The organism is Streptomyces sp. NPDC008137 (genome assembly GCF_042957035.1).
In the GTDB taxonomy this organism is placed as follows: domain Bacteria; phylum Actinomycetota; class Actinomycetes; order Streptomycetales; family Streptomycetaceae; genus Streptomyces.
Map to the genome: position 1 here is coordinate 63166 of NZ_JBIBHN010000015.1, position 24328 is coordinate 87493.

Annotated in this window: 21 protein-coding genes and 3 pseudogenes; 9 read left to right on the plus strand and 15 right to left on the minus strand. The window is 71.3% G+C overall.

What is annotated here, in order from left to right; translation table 11 throughout:
- The first annotated feature begins 28 nt into the window (after nt 1-28).
- From ACFZBT_RS23310 to ACFZBT_RS23320, 3 genes are all read left to right on the plus strand, one after another.
- Nucleotides 29-1138: an alcohol dehydrogenase catalytic domain-containing protein gene (locus tag ACFZBT_RS23310; protein ID WP_391106405.1), complete on the plus strand. Its 1110-nt coding sequence runs from the start codon at nt 29-31 to the stop codon at nt 1136-1138.
- A gap of 88 nt (nt 1139-1226) precedes the next feature.
- Nucleotides 1227-2132 (plus strand): LysR substrate-binding domain-containing protein, encoded by a 906-nt coding sequence (locus tag ACFZBT_RS23315; protein ID WP_391106407.1) that lies wholly within the window; start codon nt 1227-1229, stop codon nt 2130-2132.
- Between the two features lie 160 nt (nt 2133-2292).
- Nucleotides 2293-3159, plus strand: coding sequence for a 3-hydroxybutyryl-CoA dehydrogenase (locus tag ACFZBT_RS23320; RefSeq protein WP_391106409.1), 867 nt, complete (start codon nt 2293-2295; stop codon nt 3157-3159).
- A 34-nt stretch (nt 3160-3193) separates the two neighbouring features.
- On the opposite strand, the gene ACFZBT_RS23325 is transcribed toward ACFZBT_RS23320, so the two are convergent.
- Entirely contained in the window at nt 3194-4144 is a 951-nt protein-coding gene (locus ACFZBT_RS23325; RefSeq protein WP_391106411.1) for a helix-turn-helix domain-containing protein, read from the minus strand.
- 233 nt (nt 4145-4377) lie between these two features.
- Here ACFZBT_RS23325 and ACFZBT_RS23330 point away from each other — a divergent pair, with 233 nt between their 5' ends.
- A complete protein-coding gene (locus tag ACFZBT_RS23330; RefSeq protein ID WP_391106413.1) occupies nt 4378-5565 on the plus strand; it encodes an acyl-CoA dehydrogenase family protein in 1188 nt (395 codons plus the stop codon).
- Nucleotides 5562-6056, plus strand: a complete 495-nt coding sequence (locus ACFZBT_RS23335) for a flavin reductase (RefSeq protein WP_391106415.1) — start codon at nt 5562-5564, stop codon at nt 6054-6056. Before ACFZBT_RS23330 ends, ACFZBT_RS23335 begins: the two co-directional genes overlap by 4 nt.
- 78 nt (nt 6057-6134) lie before the next feature.
- Here ACFZBT_RS23335 and ACFZBT_RS23340 read toward each other — a convergent pair whose 3' ends face one another.
- From ACFZBT_RS23340 to ACFZBT_RS23360, 5 genes are read right to left on the minus strand one after another with little or no spacing between them, the layout of a single operon-like run.
- Nucleotides 6135-7091, minus strand: a complete 957-nt coding sequence (locus ACFZBT_RS23340) for an FAD-binding protein (protein ID WP_391106417.1) — start codon at nt 7089-7091, stop codon at nt 6135-6137.
- Between the two features lie 25 nt (nt 7092-7116).
- The gene (locus ACFZBT_RS23345) at nt 7117-7899 is read right to left on the minus strand and encodes an electron transfer flavoprotein subunit beta/FixA family protein (protein ID WP_391106419.1); all 783 of its coding nucleotides are present in this window, start codon (nt 7897-7899) and stop codon (nt 7117-7119) included.
- A gap of 26 nt (nt 7900-7925) precedes the next feature.
- Complete coding sequence (locus tag ACFZBT_RS23350) at nt 7926-9101, minus strand: acyl-CoA dehydrogenase family protein (protein ID WP_391106421.1); 1176 nt, start codon at nt 9099-9101, stop codon at nt 7926-7928.
- Between the two features lie 38 nt (nt 9102-9139).
- Nucleotides 9140-10330 carry a CoA transferase gene (locus tag ACFZBT_RS23355; RefSeq protein WP_391106423.1) on the minus strand — a complete coding sequence of 397 codons (1191 nt, stop codon included), beginning with the start codon at nt 10328-10330 and terminating at the stop codon, nt 9140-9142.
- Between the two features lie 29 nt (nt 10331-10359).
- Nucleotides 10360-10728 (minus strand): Zn-ribbon domain-containing OB-fold protein, encoded by a 369-nt coding sequence (locus ACFZBT_RS23360; protein ID WP_391106425.1) that lies wholly within the window; start codon nt 10726-10728, stop codon nt 10360-10362.
- A 217-nt stretch (nt 10729-10945) separates the two neighbouring features.
- On the opposite strand from ACFZBT_RS23360, the gene ACFZBT_RS23365 reads away from it, so the two are divergent.
- Nucleotides 10946-12139, plus strand: coding sequence for an MFS transporter (locus ACFZBT_RS23365; RefSeq protein WP_391106427.1), 1194 nt, complete (start codon nt 10946-10948; stop codon nt 12137-12139).
- On the opposite strand, the gene ACFZBT_RS23370 is transcribed toward ACFZBT_RS23365, so the two are convergent.
- Together ACFZBT_RS23370 and ACFZBT_RS23375 are read right to left on the minus strand one after the other, a co-directional pair.
- The gene (locus ACFZBT_RS23370) at nt 12125-13075 is read right to left on the minus strand and encodes an ATP-binding cassette domain-containing protein (RefSeq protein WP_391106635.1); all 951 of its coding nucleotides are present in this window, start codon (nt 13073-13075) and stop codon (nt 12125-12127) included. The two genes, ACFZBT_RS23365 and ACFZBT_RS23370, sit on opposite strands and share 15 nt — an antisense overlap.
- 433 nt (nt 13076-13508) lie before the next feature.
- Nucleotides 13509-13812 (minus strand): annotated as a pseudogene (locus tag ACFZBT_RS23375) (sulfite exporter TauE/SafE family protein); the annotation flags it as partial.
- An 83-nt stretch (nt 13813-13895) separates the two neighbouring features.
- Between ACFZBT_RS23375 and ACFZBT_RS23380 the strand changes: the two are divergent.
- A pseudogene (locus ACFZBT_RS23380) lies at nt 13896-14318 on the plus strand (ATP-binding cassette domain-containing protein); the annotation flags it as partial.
- Here the strand turns inward: ACFZBT_RS23380 and ACFZBT_RS23385 are convergent.
- The 7 genes and pseudogenes from ACFZBT_RS23385 to ACFZBT_RS23415 form a co-directional block, all read right to left on the minus strand.
- A pseudogene (locus tag ACFZBT_RS23385) lies at nt 14282-15247 on the minus strand (BTAD domain-containing putative transcriptional regulator); the annotation flags it as partial. The pseudogenes ACFZBT_RS23380 and ACFZBT_RS23385 sit on opposite strands and share 37 nt — an antisense overlap.
- Nucleotides 15248-15331: 84 nt before the next feature.
- Nucleotides 15332-16489: an LLM class flavin-dependent oxidoreductase gene (locus ACFZBT_RS23390; protein ID WP_391106429.1), complete on the minus strand. Its 1158-nt coding sequence runs from the start codon at nt 16487-16489 to the stop codon at nt 15332-15334.
- Nucleotides 16490-16518: 29 nt separating this feature from the next.
- Complete coding sequence (locus ACFZBT_RS23395; RefSeq protein ID WP_391106431.1) at nt 16519-17706, minus strand: SfnB family sulfur acquisition oxidoreductase; 1188 nt, start codon at nt 17704-17706, stop codon at nt 16519-16521.
- The gene (ssuE, locus tag ACFZBT_RS23400; protein ID WP_391106433.1) at nt 17703-18260 is read right to left on the minus strand and encodes an NADPH-dependent FMN reductase; all 558 of its coding nucleotides are present in this window, start codon (nt 18258-18260) and stop codon (nt 17703-17705) included. The genes ACFZBT_RS23395 and ssuE overlap by 4 nt, the downstream gene beginning before the upstream one ends.
- A gap of 11 nt (nt 18261-18271) precedes the next feature.
- The gene (locus ACFZBT_RS23405) at nt 18272-19489 is read right to left on the minus strand and encodes an acyl-CoA dehydrogenase family protein (RefSeq protein WP_391106435.1); all 1218 of its coding nucleotides are present in this window, start codon (nt 19487-19489) and stop codon (nt 18272-18274) included.
- Between the two features lie 49 nt (nt 19490-19538).
- On the minus strand, nt 19539-20669 hold the full coding sequence (gene sfnG / locus ACFZBT_RS23410) for a dimethylsulfone monooxygenase SfnG (protein WP_391106437.1): 1131 nt from the start codon (nt 20667-20669) through the stop codon (nt 19539-19541).
- 205 nt (nt 20670-20874) lie between these two features.
- Entirely contained in the window at nt 20875-20955 is an 81-nt protein-coding gene (locus ACFZBT_RS23415; RefSeq protein WP_382487002.1) for a putative leader peptide, read from the minus strand.
- 136 nt (nt 20956-21091) lie between these two features.
- Between ACFZBT_RS23415 and ACFZBT_RS23420 the strand changes: the two genes are divergently transcribed.
- Nucleotides 21092-21997 carry a LysR substrate-binding domain-containing protein gene (locus ACFZBT_RS23420; protein ID WP_391106439.1) on the plus strand — a complete coding sequence of 302 codons (906 nt, stop codon included), beginning with the start codon at nt 21092-21094 and terminating at the stop codon, nt 21995-21997.
- Nucleotides 21998-22114: 117 nt separating this feature from the next.
- The gene (locus ACFZBT_RS23425; RefSeq protein ID WP_391106441.1) at nt 22115-24145 is read left to right on the plus strand and encodes a glycosyltransferase; all 2031 of its coding nucleotides are present in this window, start codon (nt 22115-22117) and stop codon (nt 24143-24145) included.
- The last annotated feature ends 183 nt before the right edge of the window (nt 24146-24328 follow it).

A 24328-nucleotide genomic window follows, 5' to 3' on the forward strand; every position in this document is an offset into this window, starting at 1 on the left:
TACGGTTCGTCTTCTCAGGAGTATTTCAATGGCGAAAATGCTCGCCGCACGACTGCACCGGCTCGGTGAGCCGATGAGAGTGGACACGATCGACGTGCCCACCCCGAGGCCGACCGATGTGCTGGTGCGGGTCAAGGCATGCGGAATCGTGCCGAACATGGCCAACGTGATCAACAACTGGCCCACCTGGTATCCGCACCAGCCCCTGCCCAAGCTGCCCTCGATCTTCGGGCTGGATCCCGCGGGTGTGGTCGAGGCGGTCGGTGAGGCCGTCCTCAACACCAAGCCCGGGGACCGGGTCTACGTGAGTCCGCTGCGGTCCTGCGGGAGCTGCCAGGTGTGCCGCGGCGGTGAGCTCAGCCGGTGCCGCTACTTCACTCTGAACGGCTACTTCAGCACGTCCCGCGACGGCCAGCGGATCTTCGACCTGTACCCGTACGGCGGCTTCGCGCAGTACATGACCGCACCGCAGCACGCGATCGTCAACATCCCGGACAACATGACGTTCGAGCAGGCCGGCAAGCTCGGCTACATCGGCACGTCGTACGGGGCTCTCAGGCATGCCGCGGCCGGCCCCGGACAGGTCGCGCTGATCGACGGGATCACCGGCACGCTCGGCGTCGCCTCCACCCTTCTCGCGCTGGCCTCGGGTGTCTCACGGGTCCTCGGCACCGGCCGCAACGAGGAACTCCTCAAGCGGGTCGTGGAGTTGGCCCCGGACCGGATCGAGGTCATGCGGCTGGGCGAGGGCTCCACCGGCGAGTGGGCCAGGTCCCGCACCGGCGGTGAGGGGGCCGACTTCGTCATCAGCGCACTCGGTGCCAAGGCCCCCGTGGAGACCATGCTCGACTCCATGCAGGGCGTCCGCCGCGGCGGCAGGGTGGTCAATGTCGGCGGTGTGGCCGACCGGCTGCCCGTGGACGTGAAGTGGCTGATGGACGAGCAGGTGCAGCTGATCGGCTCCAACTGGTTCACCACCGCGCAGGGCCAGGAGGTCGCCGACATGGTGGCGACCGGAGCGCTGGACCTGTCGTACCTGATCACCAAGCCCTTCCCGCTGTCCGAGGTCAACGAGGCGATCTCGGGACGCGGCACGGACCTCGACGGCGGATTCGGCAACTACGTCGTGATCCCCTGAGGGGCCGGTCGCGCATACTCACCCCGCGGCGGACCTGTTCTGCCCTGACGCCGCCGCGGGGTGTCCCGGCAGGGCTCAGGAGGTACCGGTGGAACTGCGCTGGCTGGCATCGTTCGTCGTCGTCGCGGAGGAACTGCACTTCGCGCGGGCCTCGGACCGGCTGCACCTCGCGCCGTCCGCGCTCAGCGCCCAGATCCGAGCGCTGGAGTCACATCTGGGCGTACGGCTCATCGACCGCGGACGGCGCACCCGCCCGGCCCTGACCAGCGCCGGGCGGCTCTTCCTCGAAGAAGCCCGCGCGACCCTCGCCCAGGCCGCCCGGGCCGAGGCGGTGGGCCGGCGTGCCGGACGCGGGGAGCTGGGACACGCGCAGATCGCCTACGTCGCCTCGGCCGCGTTCTCCGGGGTGCTGACCGACGTCCTCACCCGCTGCGCGGCCCCCGGCACCGAACTGACGGTACAGGTCCGCGAGTTGGAGACACCAGCTCAGCTTGAGGCGCTGGCCTGCGGCGACATCGACGTCGGCTTTCTGCGCTGGCGGCCGGAGTACCCACCCGACGTCATGGCCACCTGCCTCCTCACGGAGCAGGTGGTCCTGGCGTTGCCGGCCGCCGCGCCGCTCGCGGCGTACGACGCGGTACCGGCGGCGCAGCTGCGCGACGAGTGCTTCGTGGCCCCGCATTTCGACGAGGAGTACGGCTGCCGTGACCAGATCCTCGAGGTGGCGGAGCAAGGGGGGTTCGGTCCGCGGTGCGCTCCGCCGGTGCGGGACTACATCGCGGCTCTGACGCTGGTGGGCGGCGGTCTCGCGGTGGCCCTGGTCCCCGATTCGCTGCGCCGCGTGCAGATCCCGGGAGTGGCGTACCGGCCGCTGGCCGACGTGGCGCTGACCACCCGGCTGGTCGGCGCCTACCGCAAGAGGGAGACCTCGCCCGCGGTGCGCGGCGTGATCCGCCGGCTGCGGGAGGCTGCCGCCGCCACGGCCGCGGTCTGAGACGCCGGGCCCCGCCCGCGGACCGGCGCATGTTTGTACGCGGATGACGCATTGTTCGAGCAGGTCAGAGGGGGTGTACCCGGCCTACGCTCAACACATCGGCACACATCGTGGCGGCGTCGATCGACCGCCGGACGGCGGAGGACAGGCGGAGAATGAGATGACAGCGATCAAGCACGTGGGCGTCGTGGGCGCGGGCCAGATGGGCCGGGGCATCACCGAGGTGTGTGCCCGGGCCGGCCTGCACGTCACGTTGTGCGACGTGACCGAGGACAGGGCCCGGGCCGGACTCGCGGGCGTGGCGGACTCCTTGCTGAAGGCGGAGCGGCGCGGTGCCCTGGCGCCCGAGGACCGCGCGCACGCCCTGGCCGGGATCTCGGTCACCGGCGACCTCTCCCTCCTGGGCGGGGCGGATCTGGTCATCGAGGCCGCCGTCGAGGACGAGCGGGCGAAGACAGCGCTGTTCCGGCAGCTGGGCGAGGTGGTCAGGGATCCGGCGGCCGTCCTGGCCAGCAACACCTCCTCGATCCCCATCGCCCGGCTCGCGGCGGCGGCCGGACGCCCCGAGACGGTGGTCGGGCTGCACTTCTTCAACCCGGTCCCGGTCATGCCGCTGGTCGAGGTCGTGCCCTCGCTGCACACCTCGAAGGCCACCGAACTGCGCGTACGTTCCTTCGCGGACGAGATCCTGGGCAAGAAGACGATCGTCGCTCAGGACCGCGCGGGTTTCGTGGTCAACTCGCTGCTGGTTCCCTACCTGTTGGCGGCCGTGCGGATGGTCGGCTCCGGTACGGCGACGGCGGAGGACATCGACACCGGGATGACCGCCGGCTGCGCCCACCCGATGGGCCCGCTGCGCCTGGCCGACCTCATAGGCCTTGACACCGTTGCGGCGATCGGCGAGGCCCTGTACGAGGAGTACCGGGAGCCGCTGTACGCCCCTCCCCCGCTGCTGCGCCGCATGGTCGAGTCGGGCCTGCTGGGCCGCAAGTCGGGGCGGGGATTCTTCAGTTACCAGCCGGCCTGACACCGGTGCGTCCCTCCAGTCCCTCCGGTGGACGTCACTCTCGCAGGGCACGCGCCTCCCGGGGACTCATTCCGTAGGCCGCCTTGAACGCGTGGCTGAAGTGGGCCGGGTCCGCGAAGCCCCAACGACCGCCGATGGCGGCGACCGGAAGGTGGTCCATCGCCGGGTCGGTGAGGTCGCGCCGGCACCGGCTGAGACGCTGCTCCCGGATCCAGCCCGAGACGGTGAACCCCTGCGCGGCCAGCAACTTGTACAGGTAGCGGCGTGAGATGCGGTGGGCGGCTGCGATCCCGTCGGGGCTCAGGCCGGGGTCGGCGAGCCGCTGCTCCATGTGCGCGAGGACGCGCTCGGTCAGAAGACCGGGCCCGTCCTCTTCTGTTGTCCGCTCCGCGTCGGCGCGCTCCGCGAGCAGGGTGCCGACCAGGTCGACCGCGTTGTCGGCGAGCCGGGGCAGGATGTGGGACTCCAGGTGCCCCATCTGGGCCGCCAGCCCGTGCAGGAAGGGCAGGACCACCTGGCCGAGGCCGTCGTGACAGGGCACGGAAGTCGCTGTCACCCCGTCGAGATCACGTGCTGTCAACCGCAGCATGGTCCGCGGGAACATCAGGACGAGGCCGGTGTGAGACTGGTCCAGCTCGTAGGTGAAGGGGCGACGCGTGTCGTAGACGACCAGTTCGCCCGGCCTGACCCGGGCCTGGCGGTCGCGCTGGGTGAGCACGCCCTGGCCGGTGAGCTGCAGAGTGAGCTGGAAGAAGTCAGGGGCGTCGGAGGCGATGTGCCGACGGGTGCGCGCGATGCTGTGCGGTTCGGCCGAGATGACCGACAGCTGTACCTGTCCGACTCGCACGGCGTGCAGGGACGCACTGAAGTCGGTGTTCGCGCGCGGCAGGACCTCGAGGGGCACGAGGTTCCGGCTGACGGTGTCCCGCCAGCATTCCAGTCTCTCGGTGGCCGTGCCGTCGCTCGGCGTCGTGATCCGGGGCATGCGGCTCTCCTCCCGGCGCGTCCGGCCCCCGAGGAACGGGCTCGGACGGCATTCCTGACGAGGGAGTGTAAGTCACACGGGCCGGTCTGTGACCAGTGGGGAGGAAAGAGTTCTCAGCGGTGCAAATTACCTGTGCTCCGGGACGCAAGCGGGACCTGCGCCGAGCCCCACATCATTCGAGGCACTCCGCGGGAGTCCGGTCTTTCGACCTCAGGCACTGACAAGGATCGACCATGACGACACTGCTCGAATCCACCCCATCTCGATCTCATGACCATGCAGGCGAACACAGTGTGCTCGGCCGCGTCCGGGCGCACCTGCCCGAGATCGCGGCACGCTCCGCCGAGGCCGAGGCGGCCCGGGCCGTACCGGCCGAGATCATCGCCGCGCTGCGCGATGCCGGGGTGTTCCGGATGAGCCTGCCCCGGGCCTGGGGCGGTGAACAGCTCGGCCTGGTGGAGAGCGCCCGGGTGGTCCGGGAGATCTCCGAGGCCGACGGGTCGACCGGCTGGACCGTCCAGGCTGCCTCCATGGCCTGGTTCTTCGTACGGTCGCTGCCCCGGGAGACGCTCGAGACGGAGGTGTTCGGCGACGGCGCCGACCTTCTGCTCCGTGGGGCGATAGCCCCGAAGGGCCGGGCGGTCCCCGTCGAGGGCGGCTACCGGCTCAGCGGGCGCTGGCCGCTGGCCAGTGGATCGTTCACCCCTGACTGGATGCTCGCGGGTTTCGTGGTCGAGGGCGCGCCCCCGTTGCCGGACGGCCGCCCGGACCTGCGCATCGCGCTGCTCCGCCCCGGACAGGTCACGTTCCTCGACACCTGGGACGCGGTGGGCCTGCGTGCCACACAGAGCACGGACTTCACGATGGACGACGTCTTCGTGCCCGAGCGCTTCACCGGCCCGCTGACGGGCGGCAACAACATCCCCGCGCCCTTCTACGACCTGCCTTACACCGCCACCGGTGCCTCGCACGACGCCGTCGTCATCGGCTGCCTGGAGGGCGCGCTCGGCGACCTCGCGGAACTGGCCGCCACCAAGCGGCCGGCGTTCAACCCCGGGGTGGTCATCGGTGAGGACCCCGTGTTCCAGGAGAAGTTCGCCGAACTGCATCTGCGCACGGTGGCGCTGTCGGCGCTGCTCGAGCAGACCGGCCGCACCGTCATGGACCGGGCCCTGGCGGGAGAGGAACCCACCCCGGCCGAATGGTTCGGCTACACCGGCAGTCACCAGCACATCCACCACGAGGGCAGCCGGATCCTCAACGAGATCATGACCCTGTCGGGCAGTTCGGGGCTCTACAGCGGCAACCCGATCCAGCGGCGCTGGCGCGATGTGCGCTGCGTCTCCCAGCACGTGGCCGGCAACAACGGCTCCCTGCGACGCCTCGGCGCCGTCCTCGCTGGCCGGGAGGACCTCCGATGAGCCCGCTCGTGGCGACACCGGCGGATCCCGCCGTGCTGCGCCAGGCGCTCGGCTGTTTCCCGTCCGGGGTGACGGCTCTGTGCGCCCTCGATGCCGGTACGCCGGTGGGGATGGTCGCGAGCACGTTCACTCCGGTCTCCCTCGAGCCCCCGCTGGTGTCGGTCTGCGTCCAGGACACCTCGTCGACCTGGCCGAAACTGCGGAAGCGGGGCCGCCTCGGCCTGAGTGTCCTCGCCGAGGGCCAGGACACGATCTGCCGGTCACTGGCCGGCAGGGGCGGGGACCGTTTCGCGGACGTCGGCTGGGAGGCGTACGAGGACGGCAGCGTGTACGTCCACGGCTCCGGCCTCTGGCTGGGCTGCTCGCTCTACGCGGAGTTCCCCGGCGGCGACCACACCATCGTCCTGCTGGAGATCCACGGGCTGAAGGCCGAACCCGACCGGGCCCCGCTGGTGTTCCACGGCAGCCGGTTCCGGCGCCTGGCCGTCTGACAGGCCGACAGCCTCGACGGAGGCTCCGTCACCCGCGAGGGCCGAGGAGCTCTTGTCGAGGCTGTCCGGACGCCGTGCTCAGCGGCGGGCTGCCAGTTCCCGCGTGAGCTGCGGTGCCACCTCGAACAGGTCGCCCACCACCCCGTAGTCGGCGAGGGCGAGGACGGGCGCCTCGGGGTCCTTGTTGACCGCGACGATCGTCTTGGAGGTCTGCATCCCGGCGAGGTGCTGGATGGCCCCGGAGATGCCCAGGGCGATGTACAGCTGGGGTGAGACGGTCTTGCCGGTCTGCCCGACCTGGTACTGGTGCGGGTAGTAGCCGGCGTCGACCGCGGCGCGCGAGGCCCCCACCGCGCCGCGCAGGACGTCGGCCAGTTCCTCGACCAGCGTGAAGCCGTCGGCTCCCGCGACGCCCCGTCCTCCCGAGACGACGACGGTCGCCTCGGTGAGCGCGGGACGGCCGCCGGCGAGCACGGCCCTGCGCTCGATGACGCGAGCGGACGCCGCCTGGTCGACGGGCGGCGGAGCGAGCTTCCGGTCCTCCGCCTCCACGGGATGTTCTTCCGCTTCGAAGGCGCCCGGCCGCACGGCGATCACCGGCAAGCCGTGGGTGACCTCTGAGCGCACGGTCCAGGATCCGCCGAAGACGATCTGGGTGACCGCCCCGGACGAGTCCAGATCGACCGCGTCGATCAGCAGCCCGGCGTCCAGTCGCGCGGCGAGACGCCCCGCCACCTCCTTGCCGTCCGTGGTCGCGGAGACCAGGACGGCCATGGGTGAGGCAACCCCGGCAGCGAGTTCCAGGGCGTCGACGAGGGGCGTGGCGAGGAACTCGTCCGCTTCGTCGGATTCGACCGCGTAGACGCAGGTGGCGCCATGACGGGCGAGGGATTCCTTGAGGCGTGCCGCGGTACCGGGCGTTCCGGCGACGACGGCGGCCGGGTCACCCAACCGCCGTGCGGCGGCCAGGAGTTCGTAGGTGGACTTGTGGACACGTTCCCCGTCGTGGTCGACGAGGACGAGGACATGGGGCATGGGGTGCTGCTTCCTGGTCGGGGGGTCAGACGAGCTTCTGGGCGGTCAGGTAGTCGGCGAGCTGCCGGCTCGCCGAGCCGTCGTCCGTGATACGGATCCCGGCGGCCCGCGCCGGACGCGGGACGGCCTCCACCACCCGGGTGCGGGTGACCGGGAAGCCGGGGTCGTCCGCGTCGGGGAACAGGTCGTCGAGGCCGACCGTCTCCACAGGCTTCTTCTTGGCGGCCATGATCCCCTTGAAGGACGGGTAGCGCGGTTCGTTGATCTTCTCCGTGACGCTGACCAGCGCGGGCAGCGGTGACTCCAGCGTCGCCTCGCCGCTCTCGGTCTCGCGCTCCGCGCGCACTCTCCCCGGCTCGACGTTCAGCGCCCGTACCTGCGTCACCTGCGGCAGGCCGAGCAGGTCCGCCACGATGGCCGGGACGGCACTCGCCTGCCCGTCGGTCGTGGCGTTGCCGGCGAGTACCAGGTCCACGTCCTCCACCGTCCGCACGGCCGCTGCCAGCACCCTGGCGGTGGTCACCACGTCGGCGCCCCGGAGCCTGTCGTCGCAGATGTGGATCCCGCGATCGGCACCCATGGCCAGGACCTTGCGCAAGGCGTCGAGCGCCGAGTCGGGCCCCATGGACACGACGGTGACCTCGGCACCGACCGCCTCCTTGAGCGTCAGGGCCTCCTCGGCGGCGCGCTCGTTGATCTCGTCCAGGACGAGGTCGGCGCCCTCGCGATCGAGCGTGTGGTCCGCCCCGGTCAGGGTGCGCTCCGCGCCGGTGTCCGGGACCTGCTTGACGAGTACGACGATGTTCACGGTCGTCTTCCTTCGGTCTGCGGCGCTCAGCGGAACGCCGGGTAGCCGGTGATCGCCTGGCCCACGACGAGCGTGTGCATCTCGCTGGTGCCTTCGTAGGTGAGGACCGACTCGAGGTTGTTGGCGTGGCGCAGCGGCGAGTACTCCAGGGAGATGCCGTTGGCGCCGAGGATCGTGCGGCACTCCCGCGCGACGGCGATGGCTTCCCGGACGTTGTTGAGCTTGCCCACGCTGATCTGCTCGGGCCGGATGCGGCCCTGGTCCTTGAGCCGGCCCAGATGCAGCGCGAGCAGCGCCGCGTTGCCCACGGACACGCTCATGTCCGCGAGCTTCTTCTGGGTGAGCTGGAAGGCGCTGATCGGCTTGTCGAACTGCACCCGGGAGTCGGCGTAGTCGACGGCCGCCTGGATCGAGTCGCGGGCCGCGCCGACCGCGCCGAAGAGGATGCCGAAGCGGGCCTCGTTCAGGCAGGACAGCGGCCCGCGCAGGCCCTCGGCGAGCGGCAGCCGCGCGGAGTCGGGCAGTCGTACCCGGTCGAAGTACAGCTCCGAGGTGATGGAAGCGCGCAGGGACATCTTCTGCTTGATGTCCTGGGTGGTGAACCCGGGGGTGCCGCGCGGCACGAGGAAGCCGCGGACGCCGTCCTCGGTCTGTGCCCAGACGGTGGCCACGTCGGCGATGCCGCCGTTGGTGATCCACATCTTGGAACCGTTCAGGATCCAGTCGTCGCCGTCGCGGACGGCCCGGGTGCGCATGCCGGCGGGGTTGCTGCCGAAGTCGGGTTCGGTGAGGCCGAAGCAGCCGATCGCCTCACCGGCGGCGAGCCGGGGCAGCCACTCCCGCTTCTGCTCCTCCGAGCCCCACTTCCAGATGGAGTACATCGACAGCGAACCCTGTACGGAGACGAAGCTGCGGAAGCCGGAGTCGGCCGCCTCCAGCTCCAGGCAGGCCAGACCGTAGCTGACGGCGTTCGTGCCGGCGCAGCCGTAGCCTTCGAGGTGCATGCCGAGTACGCCCAACTTGCCCAGTTCGGGCGCCAGTTCGCGGGCGAAGTGCGCGTTCTCGAACCATTCGCCGATGTGCGGGCGCACCCGGTCGGCGAGGAACCTGGCGACGGTGGACTGGATCTCGCGTTCCTCGTCGGAGAGGACGGAGGAGATGTCGAGCAGGTCGAGGGGGTCCTTGATCGGCTTGCGGCTCATGGTGGGCTCCTTGGAAACGATGGGGTATGGGGGCTGGGTCAGCGGCCGGAGTTGCCGCGGAGGATCTCGTCGGTGTGCTGTCCCAGCAGGGGCGGGGGCAGCAGGTAGCGCGCGGGCGTCGCGCTCAGTGCGACGGGGTGCGCGATCTGACGGGAGGGCCTGTCCCCCGCGGCGCCGGAGGCGTCGGCGGGGAGGTCGACGATGCCGGGCAGGCCGAGTTCGTGGGCGAAGCCGAACGCCTCGTCCAGGTTGTTGACCGGGCCTGCCGGTACTCCGGCGGCCAGCAGGACCGCCGACCAGTGGTCCGCGCCCTCGGTGCTCAGCAACCGGGTCAGGATCGCCTTCAGTTCGGTGCGGTGGGCGACGCGGTCGGCGTTGGTGCGGAAACGGTCGTCGAGGCCGAGACCGGGTTCGCCGACGGCCTCGGCGAGGGCCGCGAACTGCTTGTCGTTGCCCACGGCGAGGGCGAGCGGACGGTCCCCGGTGGGGAAGGTCTCGTACGGGGCGATGCTCGGGTGCGCGTTGCCCATACGGCCGGGGACCACGCCGGCGACGGCGAACGCCGAGGCCTGGTTGACCATGGCCGACAGCAGGGAGCTGAGCAGGTTCACCTCCACGAGCTGTCCCTCGCCGGTGGCGTCCCGGTGCCGGAGTGCGGCGAGGATGCCGAGTGAGGCGTGCAGCCCGGTGATCACGTCCACGAGGGCCACACCCGCCTTCATCGGCTCCCCGTGTACCTCCCCGGTCACGCTCATCAGGCCTCCGGCGGCCTGCACCAGCAGGTCGTAACCGGGGATCGCCGCGCCCTTGCCGCTGCCGAAGCCGCTGATCGAGCAGTAGATCAGCTCCGGGCGCCGGGCACGGAGTTCCTCGTGGCCGAGGCCCAGCCGTTCCATCGTGCCGGGCCGGAAGTTCTCCACGACCACGTCGCACTCGGCGACCAGGGCCCGCGCCTGTTCGCGGCCGGTGTCCGTGGCCAGGTCCAGGACGGCCGACCTCTTGTTCCGGTTCACGCTCAGGTAGTAGGTCGACGTACCGTCGTGGTCCGCCGGAGGCCGCCAGGCCCGGGTGTCGTCCCCGGTGCCCGGCCGCTCGATCTTGACCACGTCGGCGCCCAGGTCGGCGAGGAGCATGGTGGCGTAGGGGCCGGCGAGAACCCGGGAGAAGTCAGCGATGCGCAGGCTGCCCAGTGCGCCCCGTCCGTCCGGCCTGTTGTCCTGGGTGCTCACGCACCCTCCTCTCTTGAGCGGGTGTCCTGTCACCACCACTGCCGCAACGGCGTTGCCGGGTGGTTGAGTTCGACCACGGGAAGGCCCTGGCCGTGGGGAGCGACGCCCCTTACGACCGTCACCCGGGCGCCCACCGCCACGACGACCGGCGCCGTTCCGGTGACCTGGCAGAGCAGGTTGAAGCCCTCGTCCATCGCGACGAACCACGTGTTCTGCTGAACCTGGCCGTTGCGGCGGACCACGACTCCGGCGCCCGCACTGGGTTCCCGGCGGAAGGCCACGGCCCCGCACGCACGGCAGTACGACCGCCGGTAGGCCGGAGTGCCGCACCAGAGGCAGCGCTGGAAGAAGAGTCTTCTCCCGAGTTCGGTGTCTTGCCGGGCTTCTGTCTGGAGCATCGCGGCCTCCCGCACGCAGTTCGGTGACCGGAAAAAGGTGACCGGAATCCGATGTCCTTTTCACCCTGGCCCTGCCCAGGGACGCCGGTCAACGACGACCTGGCGCATCTTTGTGCGTGGAAAGCGATCCGTTCCCGGAGGTCGGAGCGGGCTACCCGGCTCTCCTCATGACTACGATCGGACGTCCGGCACACCCCTGGAAAGAGCAAGTTTCTTGATGGACCTGGCCACGCGCCGCCGCCGAGCGGCGCTGTTCCTCTTCTTCCTCATACCCGGCCTGTCGATCTCCTCGTGGGTCACCCGGACGCCCGACATCCGGGACCAACTCGATGTCTCGACGGCGCAGATGGGCATCGTCCTGTTCGGGCTGTCCGTCGGCTCGATGATCGGCATTCTCGGTTCCGGAACGCTCGTGGCCAGGTTCGGCACCCGGCCCGTCATGGGCGTCGCGACGCTGCTGGTCATTCTGAGCACGGCGGTCATCGGCGGCGGGACCATGCTTTCCTCCGCCCCGGCGACCACCGCCGGGCTGTTCCTCTTCGGGGCCGGGATGGGCGGTGGGGAGGTGGCGATCAACATCGACGGCGCCGACGTCGAGCGGATCACGGGGCGGACGGTACTGCCCACGCTCCATGGGTTCTTCAGCCTGGGCACTGTCGTGGGGGCCGCGTTCGGCATCCTGTGCACCGCCGTCTCCTGGCCCGTGCAGTGGCACCTGACCGGCATGGCAGCCGTCACGGCGGTCATGTTCGCTCATGCCTTCCGGGCCATCCCCCACGCGGTCGGCAGGACCCGGGGTGACGGCGGCTCACGGCCCGACGCGGCGCCGGCCGAGTCGCGGGTCTGGAAGGACCCGCGGCTGCTGCTGATCGGCGGCGTCATCCTCGCCATGGCGCTGGCCGAGGGTTCCGCCAACGACTGGCTGCCCCTGCTCATGGTCGACGGCCACGGCACGGATCCCGCCCTGGGTTCGGCCGTCTACACGGGCTTCGCCGCCGCCATGACCATCGGCCGCTTCGGCGGCGGACTCCTCATCGACCGGCTCGGCCGCGCCCTCGTCGTCCGGGCCAGCGCCGTCTGCGCGACTCTGGGAATCGCCGTCGTCGTCTTCGCCGACTCCGCCGTCCTCGCGGGGGCCGCCGTTCTCCTCTGGGGCCTGGGAGCCTCGCTCGGCTTCCCGGTCACCCTCTCGGCGGCCGGTGACTCCGGGCCCGACTCGGCCGCGCGTGTCAGCCTGGTGGCGATGATCGGCTACATCGCGTTCCTCGTCGGGCCCCCGTGTCTCGGTTTCCTCGGCGAGCACTACGGGCTGCGCGTCGCCATGATCGTCGTCCTCGCCTTCACCGCCGTGGCGATCGTCCTCGCGCCTGCCGTCGGCAAGCGCTCCACCGCGGCCTCACCGGTCCTGTGACAGGGAGACGAGTTCCGCGAAGAGTCCCCCGGCGTTCGCCAGGTCCTCGTACGTCCCCTGTTCGATGACCCGGCCCCGGTCCATGACGAGGATGCGGTCGGCGAGCCTGGTGTTCTCGAGCTGGTGGGTGACGACGATCGTCATCCGCTCGGCGGCGATGCGCTTGATCTCCAGGAAGATGGCGTGCTCGCCTCGGGCGTCCATCTGCGAGGTCGGTTCGTCCAGGATCAGGAGCGGGGTCTTCCGGTAGAGCACGCGGCCGCACGCGAGGCGCTGCCACTGCCCGCCGGACAACTCGGCACCGCCCCACAGTTCCTTGGCGAGAAGGGTGTCGAGCCCCTGGGGCAGCTTCTCGATCGCCTCGCGCATGCCGACGGCGTCGACGACGTCCCACACCGGTCCGTCGTCGTGCGTCCGCGGCTGGCCGAGGGTGATGTTCTCGCGGGCGCGCAGGGGCCAGCAGGCGAAGTTCTGAGGGACGAGCGCCAGCGCGGACATGAACCGCTGGGCGTCCTGCACCATCAGCCGGGTGCGGGTGACGCCGATCTCGGCGGCCTCCTGCCGGTCGGCGAATCCGTCCTCGCCGTACGCGCTCGACTCCACGCGGCACACGGCGGTCACGAGCGCGATGTCCGCCTCGGTCATCAGCAGCGGGGTGATCCTCCCGTCGGCGTATGTGGAAAGGGCGCCGCTGACGCGGCCGATGGCGGCGGCAGCCGTCACGACGATCAGGGCGGGGAGCGCCGCGTGCAGGCGTTCGGACACGAGGCCGGTGCCGAGGATGTGACTCATGGCCTGCGCGGTGAAGGCCAGGACGACGGCGGCAGCGGTGCCGGTGAGCAACTGGCAGGCGAGGAGCAGCACGACGCCGGGCCTGTCGACGGCCCACGCCATCCGGGCGGTGTGCACGAGGACGGAGGGCAGTCGCCGGCACATCGCGCCGAAGCCGGCGTCTGCCAGCGGGTTCTTGCCGAACTTGCCCTCGAAGTTGATGGTGGCCGGTGGTGGAGGGGGTGGCGTCTTCTCGTTGTCGGTCGAGGTGTCGGTCACAGTCACCTGCAGCCCTCCTCAGGGTCGATGCCGCGCCTGGGTGGCTCGGCGGTGCACGGCATAACGACCCGGATCGGGAATCGAACGCGAGCGATTCCGGACGCGTACGGCCCCGGACACGGCAAGGGCCCGCACGCATGAACGCCGCGTTGAAGCCGCCGTCGGGCGGCAGGAGTTGTCCGAAACACCGGTGTCCGAAACGCGAGTGACGGATGAGGTTCGGGGATTCGCGCCACGTGTCTCCGGGCTCCCTTGCGCGGTAGCCGTCGAGTAGGCCTCTGAGGCCGCACAGTCGGGAGCGATGCTGCCGCGGTGGGCCAGGGACAGTGGGGCGCGGGGGCCGGACGACGAGCCCGCTGCCGGGCGGTGGCATCGGCGCGGCGACCAGGAGGCGGAAGACGCTCGGGCCCGCAAGGGCGAACCCGCGGATGACCGCTCCGAGGACGACACCGGGCAGGGCACCCCAGTGTCGGTAGCGCAGCCGGGCGCCGCGGCCCGCCACCACGTCGTAGAGCGGGTTCGGTGGACAGCCGGGTCGGGCACGGCGAGGACACCGAGCCGCGCCGGGAGCAGGAACACCGCCCCGGAGAGGCCGACCGGCGCGGTCACCACCGCTGTCGCATCCCGACCACGAGGCCAGCCGGTTCCAGGGCGCTGAAACCATCGTGAAACCGCGTTGAAGGCGCCCTGCCGCAAGCTCTGCGGCATGACGACAACGACCTCGCACTCACTCGCCATCGCGGCCCAGGGGCTGCGCAAGGCCTACGGGGACAAGACGGTTCTCGACGGTATCGATCTGGCAGTGCCGACCGGTACGGTCTTCTCCCTGCTCGGTCCGAACGGCGCCGGCAAGACCACCGCCGTCAAGATCCTCTCCACGCTCATCACCGCCGACGCCGGCGAGCTGCACGTCGGTGGCCACGACCTCGCCACCGCCCCGCAGGCGGTACGGGCCGCGATCGGCGTCACCGGGCAGTTCTCCGCAGTCGACGGCCTGATCACCGGCGAGGAGAACATGCTCCTCATGGCCGACCTGCACCACCTGCCCAGAGGGGAGGGGCGGCGGGCGGCCGCCGAACTGCTGGAACGCTTCGCGGAGGCCACCTCCGCCGTCACGTCCGCGTCCTCGGTGACACCGGCGAGCGGCACGAAGTACACGACAGGCTGCTCGGCCCGGCGGCTGACGGCGTGCGAGAGCCGGGTCTTGCCGAGGCCGCCCGGCCCGACGACGGTGACGGCGCGGGAGGCGCGCAGCAGCCGCTCCACCGCGGCGATGTCCTCGTCCCGGCCGAGGAGGGGGTTCGGCTCGTGCGGCACACCGTGTCTGACGACGGGCGCCTCGCCGCGCAGCAGCTCCCGCTGTACGGCCTTGAGCCCGGCGCCTGGGCCCGTGCCGAGTTCGTCGCGCAGCTCGCGGCGGTAGGCCTCGTACCGCGTCAGCGCGGCCGACGGGCCGGCCGTCGCGGCCTCGGCGCGCAGGAGTTCGGCGAGCACTTCCTCGTCGCGCGGATGCTCAGCGGCCATGGCGGCCAAGGGCCCGGCGGCCTCCGAGTGCCGCCCGAGCCGGGCGAGCGCGAGCGCCCGCGCGCGGACGAGGGTGCCGCGCACGGGTGCGCGCTCGGTGCGCAGCGCGCTCACGGGGTCGTCGCTGTGGCCGTCCTGGTCCGCGGTCCCCTCCCACAGCGCGAGCCCGGCCTCGGCAGCGGCCAGCGACCCGGCGTGGTCCCCGGCCCTGGCCCGGTCCGCGCCGGTCGCGGCGTGCCGCAGCAGGGCGGAGCTGTCGACCTGGTCCTCGGTGAGGGTGAGCCGGTATCCGGTCGGTGTGCCGGCGATGACGTCGGCGCCGAGCTGGGCCCGCGCCCGGGACACCAGGACCTGCACCGCCTTTGCCGGCCGCTCCGGCAACGCGTCCGGCCACAGCCCCGCCACGAGCCGTTCGGTGCTGCAGCCGGTGCGCAAGTCGCCCGCGAGCAGGGCGAGGAGGCCGCGGAGCCGGGGTGCGGTGACCTCCTGTCCGCGATAGGCGACACGCGGCAGCAGGGTCAGGTCAGTGGTCACCCGTGCAGATTAGCCAAGGCGCCCGGCCGCCGCGCCCCGCGGCCGCGACGGCGACCGCCTCGGCGTCGTCGGCGATCATCTGCGTCATCGTGGATTTCCGGCCCCCGCGAAGGGGACCTGTGCGGCGGCCGCGACCTGCGGGAAGGGATGCTTCCACAGGCCCTGTGCCTCCAGCCTCGGCAGGACGCCCTCGCCGAACCAGTAGGCCTCCTCCAGGTGCGGGTAGCCGGAGAGGACGAACTCCTCGATGCCGAGGGCCGCGTACTCCTTGACGCGTTCGGCGACCTCGTCGTGGCTGCCGACCAGGGCCGTGCCCGCCCCGCCGCGCACCAGGCCGATGCCGGCCCACAGGTTGGGGTGGATCTCCAGGGCGTCCCGGTTGCCGCCGCCGTGCAGGGCGAGCATGCGCTGCTGCCCGGCGGACTCACTGCGGGCGAGCCCGGCCTGCACGGACGCCACGGTCTCCGGGTCGAAGCCGTCGAGCAGCCGGTCGGCCTCCGCCCACGCCTGCTCGGAGGTGTCGCGGGTGATGACGTGCAGCCGGATGCCGAACCGGACGGTGCGGCCCTGCTCGGCCGCCAGCTTCCTGATCCAGGCGATCTTCTCGGCGACCTGCGCGGGCGGTTCGCCCCAGGTGAGGTACACGTCCACGTGCCGCGCGGCGATCTCTCCGGCGATCGGCGAGGAGCCCCCGAAGTAGACCTCGGGGACCGGGTCGGGCACGCGGGCCAGCGTCGCGTCCGCCACCTGGAGGTGCTCGCCGTGCAGATCGACGGTCTTGCCCTCCCACAGGTCCCGCACGATCCGCAGGAACTCGCCGGTACGGCGGTAGCGCGCGTCCTTGTCGAGGAAGTCGCCGTAGGCGCGCTGCTCGTGGCTCTCGCCGCCGGTGACGACGTTGAGCAGCAGCCGTCCGCCGCTCTGCCGCTGGAAGGTGGAGGCCATCTGCGCGGCGAGGGTGGGCGAGACGAAGCCGGGCCGGAAGGCCACCAGGAACTTCAGCCGCTCGGTGTTCTGGCTGACCATCGCCGTCGTCAGCCACGCGTCCTCGCACCAGGCGCCGGTGGGCGTGAGGGCGCCGACGAAGCCGAGGTCCTCGGCGGCGCGGGCGATCTGGCTCAGGTAGGCGACCGTCGGCGGCCGGTCCCGGCCGGAGGCGGTGGCCGGGGTGCCGTGGCCACCGCCGACGACATGGCGGCTGTCGCCGTTGGTGGGCAGGAACCAGTGGAAGGTGAGGGACATGCGGGGTCTCCGATCGTGAGGGGGGCGGGTCAGAGCAGGCCGTGCCGGGGCGGCCGGGTACCGCTCAGCACGTAGCGGCCGACGTGCTGGACCTTCCAGCGGGCCGGGTCGTGCAGGGTGTGGGTGCGGGCGTCGCGCCAGTGGCGGTGCAGGTTCAGGGAGGCGAGGGCCGAGCGGGTGCCGGCGACCTCGAAGAGGGCGCTGCCGGTCTCGACGGCGGTCTCCGCGGCGGTGACCTTCGCGGTGGCCACCGCGATCGAGGCCTCGGCCGCCGAGTCGTCGGTCAGGTCGCCCCGGGCGGCGTCGACCGCACGGGCGGCTTCCCGCAACAGGGCCTCCGCCGCCCGGAGGCGGATCGCGAGTTCGCCGAACCGCTGGATCAGCAGCGGGTCCTCGGCGGCCGTCTCCAGCCCGCTCTCGAACCAGGGGCGGCTCTTCGTGCGGACGAACTCCACGGCCTCCGCCAGCGCGCCGGAGGCGATCCCCGCGTCGATGGCGGCGTGCAGCAACTGGGCAACGGCACCGTGGAGTTGGGGCCCGTGGAAGGTGAGGTGGTGGGGCAGGATCCGGTCGGCCGGCACGGACACCCGTTCCAGGCGGACCGTTCCGCTGGCGGTGGTGCGCTGTCCCATGCCGTCCCAGTCGTCGGCGACCGTCAGGCCGGGGGCGTCGCGGGGCACGTACGCCACGTGCAGCGTGTCGTCGTCGGCGCGGGCCAGGACGGGGATCCAGTGGGCGAACAGGGCGCCCGTGGAGTAGTGCTTGACGCCGTCGAGGAGGTACGAGCCGTCCGGCCGTAGCGCGAGCCTGGTGCGGATGTCCTGCACATGCTTGGTACCGGCCTCGGACTGGGCGTTGCCGAACCGCCGGCCCCGCAGTACCTCGCCGAAGAAGAACTCCTGCTGGGCGCGCGTGCCCTGGCGGCGCAGGACGTTCACGTAGACGAAGTGGCTCTGCGGGATCTGGGCGAGGCTGGAGTCGGCCGATGCCAGCAGCCTGAAGATCTCGGCGAGCGTCCCGGTACGGACGTCCGCGCCGCCGAACTCCGCGGGAACCGTCACCCCCAGCAGCCCGGAGGCGGACAGCCGCTCCAGTTCCGCGTGCGGAAGCCGACGCCCCGCGTCCCGCTCGGCGGCGTCCTTGCGGAAGTCCGCGGCCAGTTCGGCGGCGACGCCGAGGGCCTCGGCGTCGCCGGCGAGCACGGTCACGGCGGTCATCCGGTGGCTGCCAGCAGGGCCGGGCGGCCGCCGAGGGCGAGCGAGAACTGGTCGGTGACCTGAGCCAGGGCCTCGGCAGTGCCGGGCGCGACGGTCAGGGAGCCGTCGTCGCCCACGGTGATGTCCTTGTCGAGGGTGAACCAGCCCGGGACGATGTGCGCGGCGCCCATGGAGCTCAGCACGGGACGCAGGGCGTAGTCGATGGCCAGGACATGGGCGACGGACCCACCGGTGGCGAGCGGCAGGACCGTCTTTCCGGCCAGCGCGTACTGCGGGAGCAGGTCCAGCAAGGACTTCAGCAGCCCGGAATAGGCGGCCTTGTAGACGGGGGTGCCGATCACGATGCCGTCCGCGCGCTCGACCAGGGCGGTGGCGTCGACGATCGCCGGGTGCCGGAAGTCGGCGTACAGCAGGGCCTCGGGCGGGAGGGTGCGGACGTCGAACGGGATCACCTCGTGGCCCTGGGCGGCGAGCCGGTCGTCCAGGTGGCGCAGCAACCGGGCGGTGCGGGAGGTGGCGGAGGGGCTGCCGGAGACGGAGAGGATGGTGGCCATGGGAAAACCTTTCAGGAGTACCAGGTGGGCTGCGGCAGTTCGCCGGTGAGGACGTGGCGGCCGATCTCACGGCGCTTGTAGGCCACCGGGTCGTGGAGGGTGTGGGTGCGGACGTTGCGCCAGAAGCGGTCGAGGCCCTCGGCGGAGGCGGTGGCGCGGGCGCCGGTCACCTCGAAGATGCGGTTGGTGACCTCCAGAGCCACATCGGTCGCGCGGGCCTTCACGGCCGCCACCCGCACCTCGAACTCTCCGCGGGCCTGTTCGGTGACCGCGTCGGGGTCGTCGTGCAGCTTCTGGCCCTCGGCGGCCACGGCGTCGGCCAGTGCTTCGGCGGCCCACAGCTTGGCGGTGAGGTCGCCGTAGGTGTCGATGACGTAGGGCTCGTCAACGGCGCGCTCGTGGCCGCCGTGCAGCCAGGCGCGGGCCTTCGTCCGGGTGTAGGTGGCGGCGGTCTCCAGGGCGCCTGTGGCGATGCCGAGGTAGAAGTTGACGAAGACGAGCTGGATGGTCGGCACATTGAGGGTGTTGTAGATACGCGGCCGGAACTGCTTGTCCACGTAGCCCGCCGCGGCCGACCAGGGGACGCGTACGGTGTCGATGGTGACGCCGCCGCTCTCGGTGAGGCGCTGGCCGATGTTGTCCCAGTCGTCGTGGAAGGTCAGGCCCTCGCTGTCGGACGGGACGATGGCGAAGACGTGGTCGTCGGTGCCTTCCAGGACGCCTTCGAGCACGGTGACGTCGGAGACCTTGCTGCCGGTGGAGAACGACTTGCGGCCGGTGAAGGTGAGGGTGTCGCCCTCGTCCCGCACCACCACGTCCTCGTCGCGCGGGTTGACCGCGCCACCGAAGAACCACTGGTTGCGGGCGGCCTCGGCCTCCACGTGCTCCCACTGCTCGCGGGTGGCGACCAGCCGGGCGGCCCAGTTCCACAGGTAGTGATAGCCGAGCAGCTGCCCGATGGAGCCGTCCGCCTTGGCGACGTCGCGGACGACGCGGTAGGCGGTGGTCCAGTCCTGGCCCGCGCCGCCGTGCTCGACGGGGCCGAGGAGGGTGACCAGGCCGGAGTCCTTCAGCAACTGGACCTCGGCGTACGGGGTGGCGGCTGCCTTGTCGCGGGCGGCGGCGTCGGCGGCAAGGACGGCGGCGACCTCGGCGGCGCGGGCGAGCCAGCCCTCTGCGTCCTTCGGGGTGGTGGCGGTCTTCCAGTCGGCCGGTGCGGCGGTGCTCATGGTGGGAACCCCTTCACTTTCGGATGCGGGTCAGGTGCGGGTCGGGCGGTCAGGCGCGGGCGGCGGCAGAGGACTCCGACTCGGCTTGCCGGGCCTCCAGTTCGCGCACGAGGGGCAGCACCCGCTTGCCGAAGTACTCGACCTCCTCGTGGTAATGCAGGAAGCCGAGGAGGAAGAGGTCGACGCCGAGCCGCTTGTAGGCGACGATCCGTTCGGCGATCTGCTCGGGCGTGCCGATGAGGCCCGTGCGGAAGCCGTCGTTGTACTGGACGAGGTCCTCGAAGCCGGAGTCCTGCCACATACCCTTGCCGTCGGCGGTGGACTGTCCGGCCTGCTGGACGGCGTCGCGGAAGCCGTGCACGGCCTCGGTGTCGGCGTGGGCGACGATCTCGCGAAGCTGTTCGCGGGCCTCGGCCTCGGTGTCGCGGGCGATGAGGAAGCCGTTGAGACCGAACTTCGGGGGTGTGCGGCCCGCCTCGGCGGCGGAGGCGCGTACGTCGGCGATCTGCTCGGTGACGCCGTCGAAGTCCTTGCCGTTGCTGAAGTACCAGTCGGAGACCCGGCCGGCCATGGCGCGGGCGGCGGTGGAGTTGCCGCCCTGGAAGATCTCGGGGTGCGGGCGCTCGGAGGTGTTCAGCGGCTTGGGCTTGAGGGAGAAGTCGCGCACCCGGTAGAAGTCACCGGCGAGTTCGGCGTGGTCCTCGGTCCAGATGGTGCGCAGGGCGGTGATGAACTCCTCCGCGCGCCGGTAGCGCTCGTCGTGCTCCAGCCACGGCTCGCCGAGGGCGGTGAACTCGCCCTTGAACCAGCCGCTGACGACGTTGACGGCGAAGCGGCCGTTCGACAGGTGGTCGGCGGTGGCGCCGAGTTTGGCGAGGACGCCCGGGTGCCACAGACCGGGGTGGACGGCGGCGATGACCTTCAGCCGCTGGGTGGCGAGCAGCAGGGCGAGGCTGAAGCTGGTCGACTCGTGCTGGTTCTCGGCACCGTAGCTGGCCATGTAGCGGACCTGGCTGAGCGCGTAGTCGAAGCCGTTGTTCTCGGCGAGGACGGCCAGTTCGCGGTTGTAGTCGTAGCCCCAGTCGGTGCGCTGCTCGACGGTGCTGGTGACCAGGCCGCCGCTGACGTTCGGCACCCAGTAGGCGAAGCGGACGGGGTCGGATGCGGGTGGTACGGGCATGGGGAACTCCTGGGAAGAGTGGAAAGGCACGCGAAAGACACAGGCGTCGCACGGAAAACGTGCTCGCGAAGGGAATTCAGGCGCGCTGGAGCGACGGTCCCGGGAAAGCCGTCAGCACGACGGAGAGCGTCCGGGACCGGAATTCAGATACAGGGGGGGGAGAGCGCGGAAAGCGGGTGGGAGGGATTCCCTCGGTGCGCTGCGCTCAGACGCGGCTGCGACAGCAGGAGCTGGAGACACGCGCGAGATCGACGTGGCGTCGCTGCGTGAGGTCCGGTCGCTTCATGCCGACGATCCAACCAAGCGCGGGTCCGGCCGGTCAAGAAGACCCGGTCGTGATTCCACATGGTGAGAGTCGGTATTCACGAGGTTGTGACAGGGATTCCCTTGAACCGGCCTCGAGGGGGACGCACTCTCCTGTCGTGCGCATAGAACAGCTGGAATACATCGCCGCCGTCACCCGGTTCGGTTCGCTGCGGCGGGCCGCCGAGGAACTCCACCTGTCCCAGCCCGCGTTGAGCGAGACCGTCCGCAATCTGGAGCGGGAACTCGGGGTGGACCTGCTGGAGCGCAAGCGGTCGGGGGCGAAGGTCAGCGACGAGGGCCGGGAACTGCTGCCGCACATCATGACGGTGCTGGACGCGGTGGACCGGCTCCGCGACGCGGCCGGCGACCAGCACCGCGTCAGCCGCATGGTGCGGCTAGGCACCGTCAACACGGCCACCGTTCCGCTGCTCATCCCGACCGTGCGGGAGTTCCGCTCCGCGCACCCGGCCACCCAGGTCGAGGTGGTCGGCGCGCAGCAGGCCGACATCCACCGCGGGCTGCTGGAGGGCGCCTTCGATCTGGGGCTGGTGAACTACCTCCACGGCGACGACATGCCGCCCGGCTTCGAGACGACCGAGCTGCTGCGCGGCCGGCCGGTGGTGTGCGTACGGCCGGACAGCCCGCTGGCCGCCCTGGACACGGTGGATGTGGACAGCCTCCTCGCCGAGCCCCTCATCGTGATGCGGTCCGGCTACGTCATGCACCGCTACGTCCACCGGCTGCTGCGCGGCCGGACACCGTCCTTCTCGTACTCCACCGACGGCGCCGAGATGGGCAAGCTGATGGTCGCCGAAGGGCTGGGCGCGACGGTGCTGCCGGACTTCAGCGTCCTCGGCGATCCCCTGGAGCGGCGCGGCACCCTGACGGTACGGCCGCTGGCGGGGGACGAGACCGACGTGCTGCTGGTGCTGCAGCGCCGCACCGCCGTCTCGGTCCCCCGGGCCGTGCGTGATCTGCACGCGCTGTTCGTCCGCAACGCGGATACGCACCGCGCGTCGTGACGCGGGGCCCTCCTGGGCCGAACGGGTGGTTCACCCACTCCGTCGGCGTAGGAGGACGCCTCTCGCGGGGCGGCCGGGCCGGGGCGCGCCGGAAGCTCCAAGGAGATTGGAGTCGTCATGCGTACGAATCCGCCCCGCGTCAGTGTGATCATCCCCGCGTACAACTCCATGCCGGAACTGACGAAGTGTGTCACCTCCGTCCTGGAGCAGACGCTCGGCATGGACAGGATCGAGATCATCGCGGTCGACGACGGCTCGACCGACGGTACCGCGGACGAGCTGGACCGGCTCGCGCGCTCCTGTCCCGGCCTGCGGGTCGTCCACCAGCCCAACAGCGGCGGAGCCGGCGGCCCGCGCAACACCGGTCTGGACATGGCCGTCGGCGACTACGTCTTCTTCCTCGACTCCGACGACTACCTGGGCCCCGACGCCCTGCGCCGCATGGTCGCGATGGCGGACGAGAACCGCACCGACGTGGTCCTCGGCAGGATGGTGTCCGTGGGCGGACGTGCCGTACCGACGGCCGTCTTCTCGCACAACCAGCCCCGCACCGATGTCTTCTCCTCCGCCGCCTACCGCACCCTGGGCTGCTGGAAGCTGTTCCGGCGCTCGCTGATCGAGCGGCTGGACCTGAGGTTCCCGCCGTACCGCAACTGCGAGGACAAGCCGTTCACCGCCGCGGCCTTCCTCAACGCCGACGGCATCTCCGTGGTGGCCGACTACGACTGCTACTACTCGCGCAACCGCCAGAACGGCAACAATCTCACCCTCACAGCCGCCGGCCTGGTCCACCGCATGGACGGGACCCGGCTGTGCTTCGAGACGGTCGCCCGCTATCTGGAGCCCGGCCCGCGCCGGGACCAGATCATGCGCCGCCATGTGGAGTGGGAGCTGTGCGGGCCCCTGCGCGGTCTGCTGCACAGAGAGAGCGAAGAGGACGCCCGGGAGCGCTTCTATCCGCAGTTCCGGCAGTGGGCGCTGAGCTACGTCACCGACGGTGTCTTCCAGCAGCTCGCCCCGCCGGACCGGCTCATCGTCCACCTGCTGCGCGCGGACCGGTACGAGGATCTCCTCACCGTGGCCCGGCACGCCAAGGAGGACGCGGCGCGCGGCAACACCGTCGACAAGGGCCGCGTCTACTGGTGCCACCCCTTCTTCCGGGACCCCGCGAAGGCGGTCCCGGACGCCTGCTTCGACGCCACGGACCGGCTCCCGGTCCGTCATGAACTGGCCGAAGCGGCATGGACGGGCGACGGCGGTGTGCTCCGGCTCACCGGCCACGCCCGTATCGAGTCCCTCGGCGGCCTGGAGCCCACGACCCGGCTGATCCTGCGCCCGCGCGGCTTCCCGCACCCGGACATCCGGGTGCCCGTGACCCTCCGGACAGCCTCCCACCAGCCCGACGACCGGGCCACCGGCTTCCTCGCCGAGGTGGACCTGAGCACCGTCGACTCGGGCGTGCCGCTCGGCGCCGGAGTGTGGGACCTCCACTTGGATGTGCGGGCCGAGGGAGTCAGCCGCACCGTCAGGCTGCGGCAGGCCCGGACGGACGCGAACGGCGAGCGGCCCGCCCCGCCGCGGCGCGAGATCGTGGCCACCGGTTCCCCACCCGGGTACGAGCCCACGACCGCGCGTCCGTTCTTCACTCCCTACGGGAACCTCTCGCTGGACATCCGGCGGACCGAGGAGGAGCCGCTCTGCCGGGTGACCGGGATCGCCTGGGACACGTCCGCACCCGGCACGCTCGTCGTCACCGGACGCCTGACCGACGAAGCCTCAGGCCGCCCCGGGCCCACGGCCCTACGTGCCGAAGGCGACTCGGGCTCGGTGCGAGAGGCACCCGTGCGGTACTCGCCGGACGGCAGCGGCACCGGCTTCACCGCCCGCCTGCCGGTCAGGAGACTGCCTCCTGGACAGTGGACGCTGACCCTCCGTACGGATGAGCCGCACAGCCGGATTCCCGTCCCGCCCCCGAAGGGCCTGACCGGCACCCGATGGTTCCGCGCCGCCCGGCTCGGCCGTCCCTATTACGCAAAGCCACTCCCCCGCGACTCGAAGGGGGCCGTGGTGCTGCGCGTGGCGCCGGTCGGACTCACCGCGGCCCTGCGCCGACGGCTCGGCCGACACGCATCCGGCTCTCGCTCCTGACACCACTCTGATGACCTGTCAGTAGGTCATCCGTCCCGGACTCTTGACTCGTAAGGCGGTAGTGGCCATCCTCGTCGCACCATGGGCGAGGTCATGACAATCGGGCTGTCGCTCCCCGGCCCACAAGGCCAAGGACAGCCCGATATGTCGACCGCGCCATCCCGCCGACCAAGGGACGTGGGC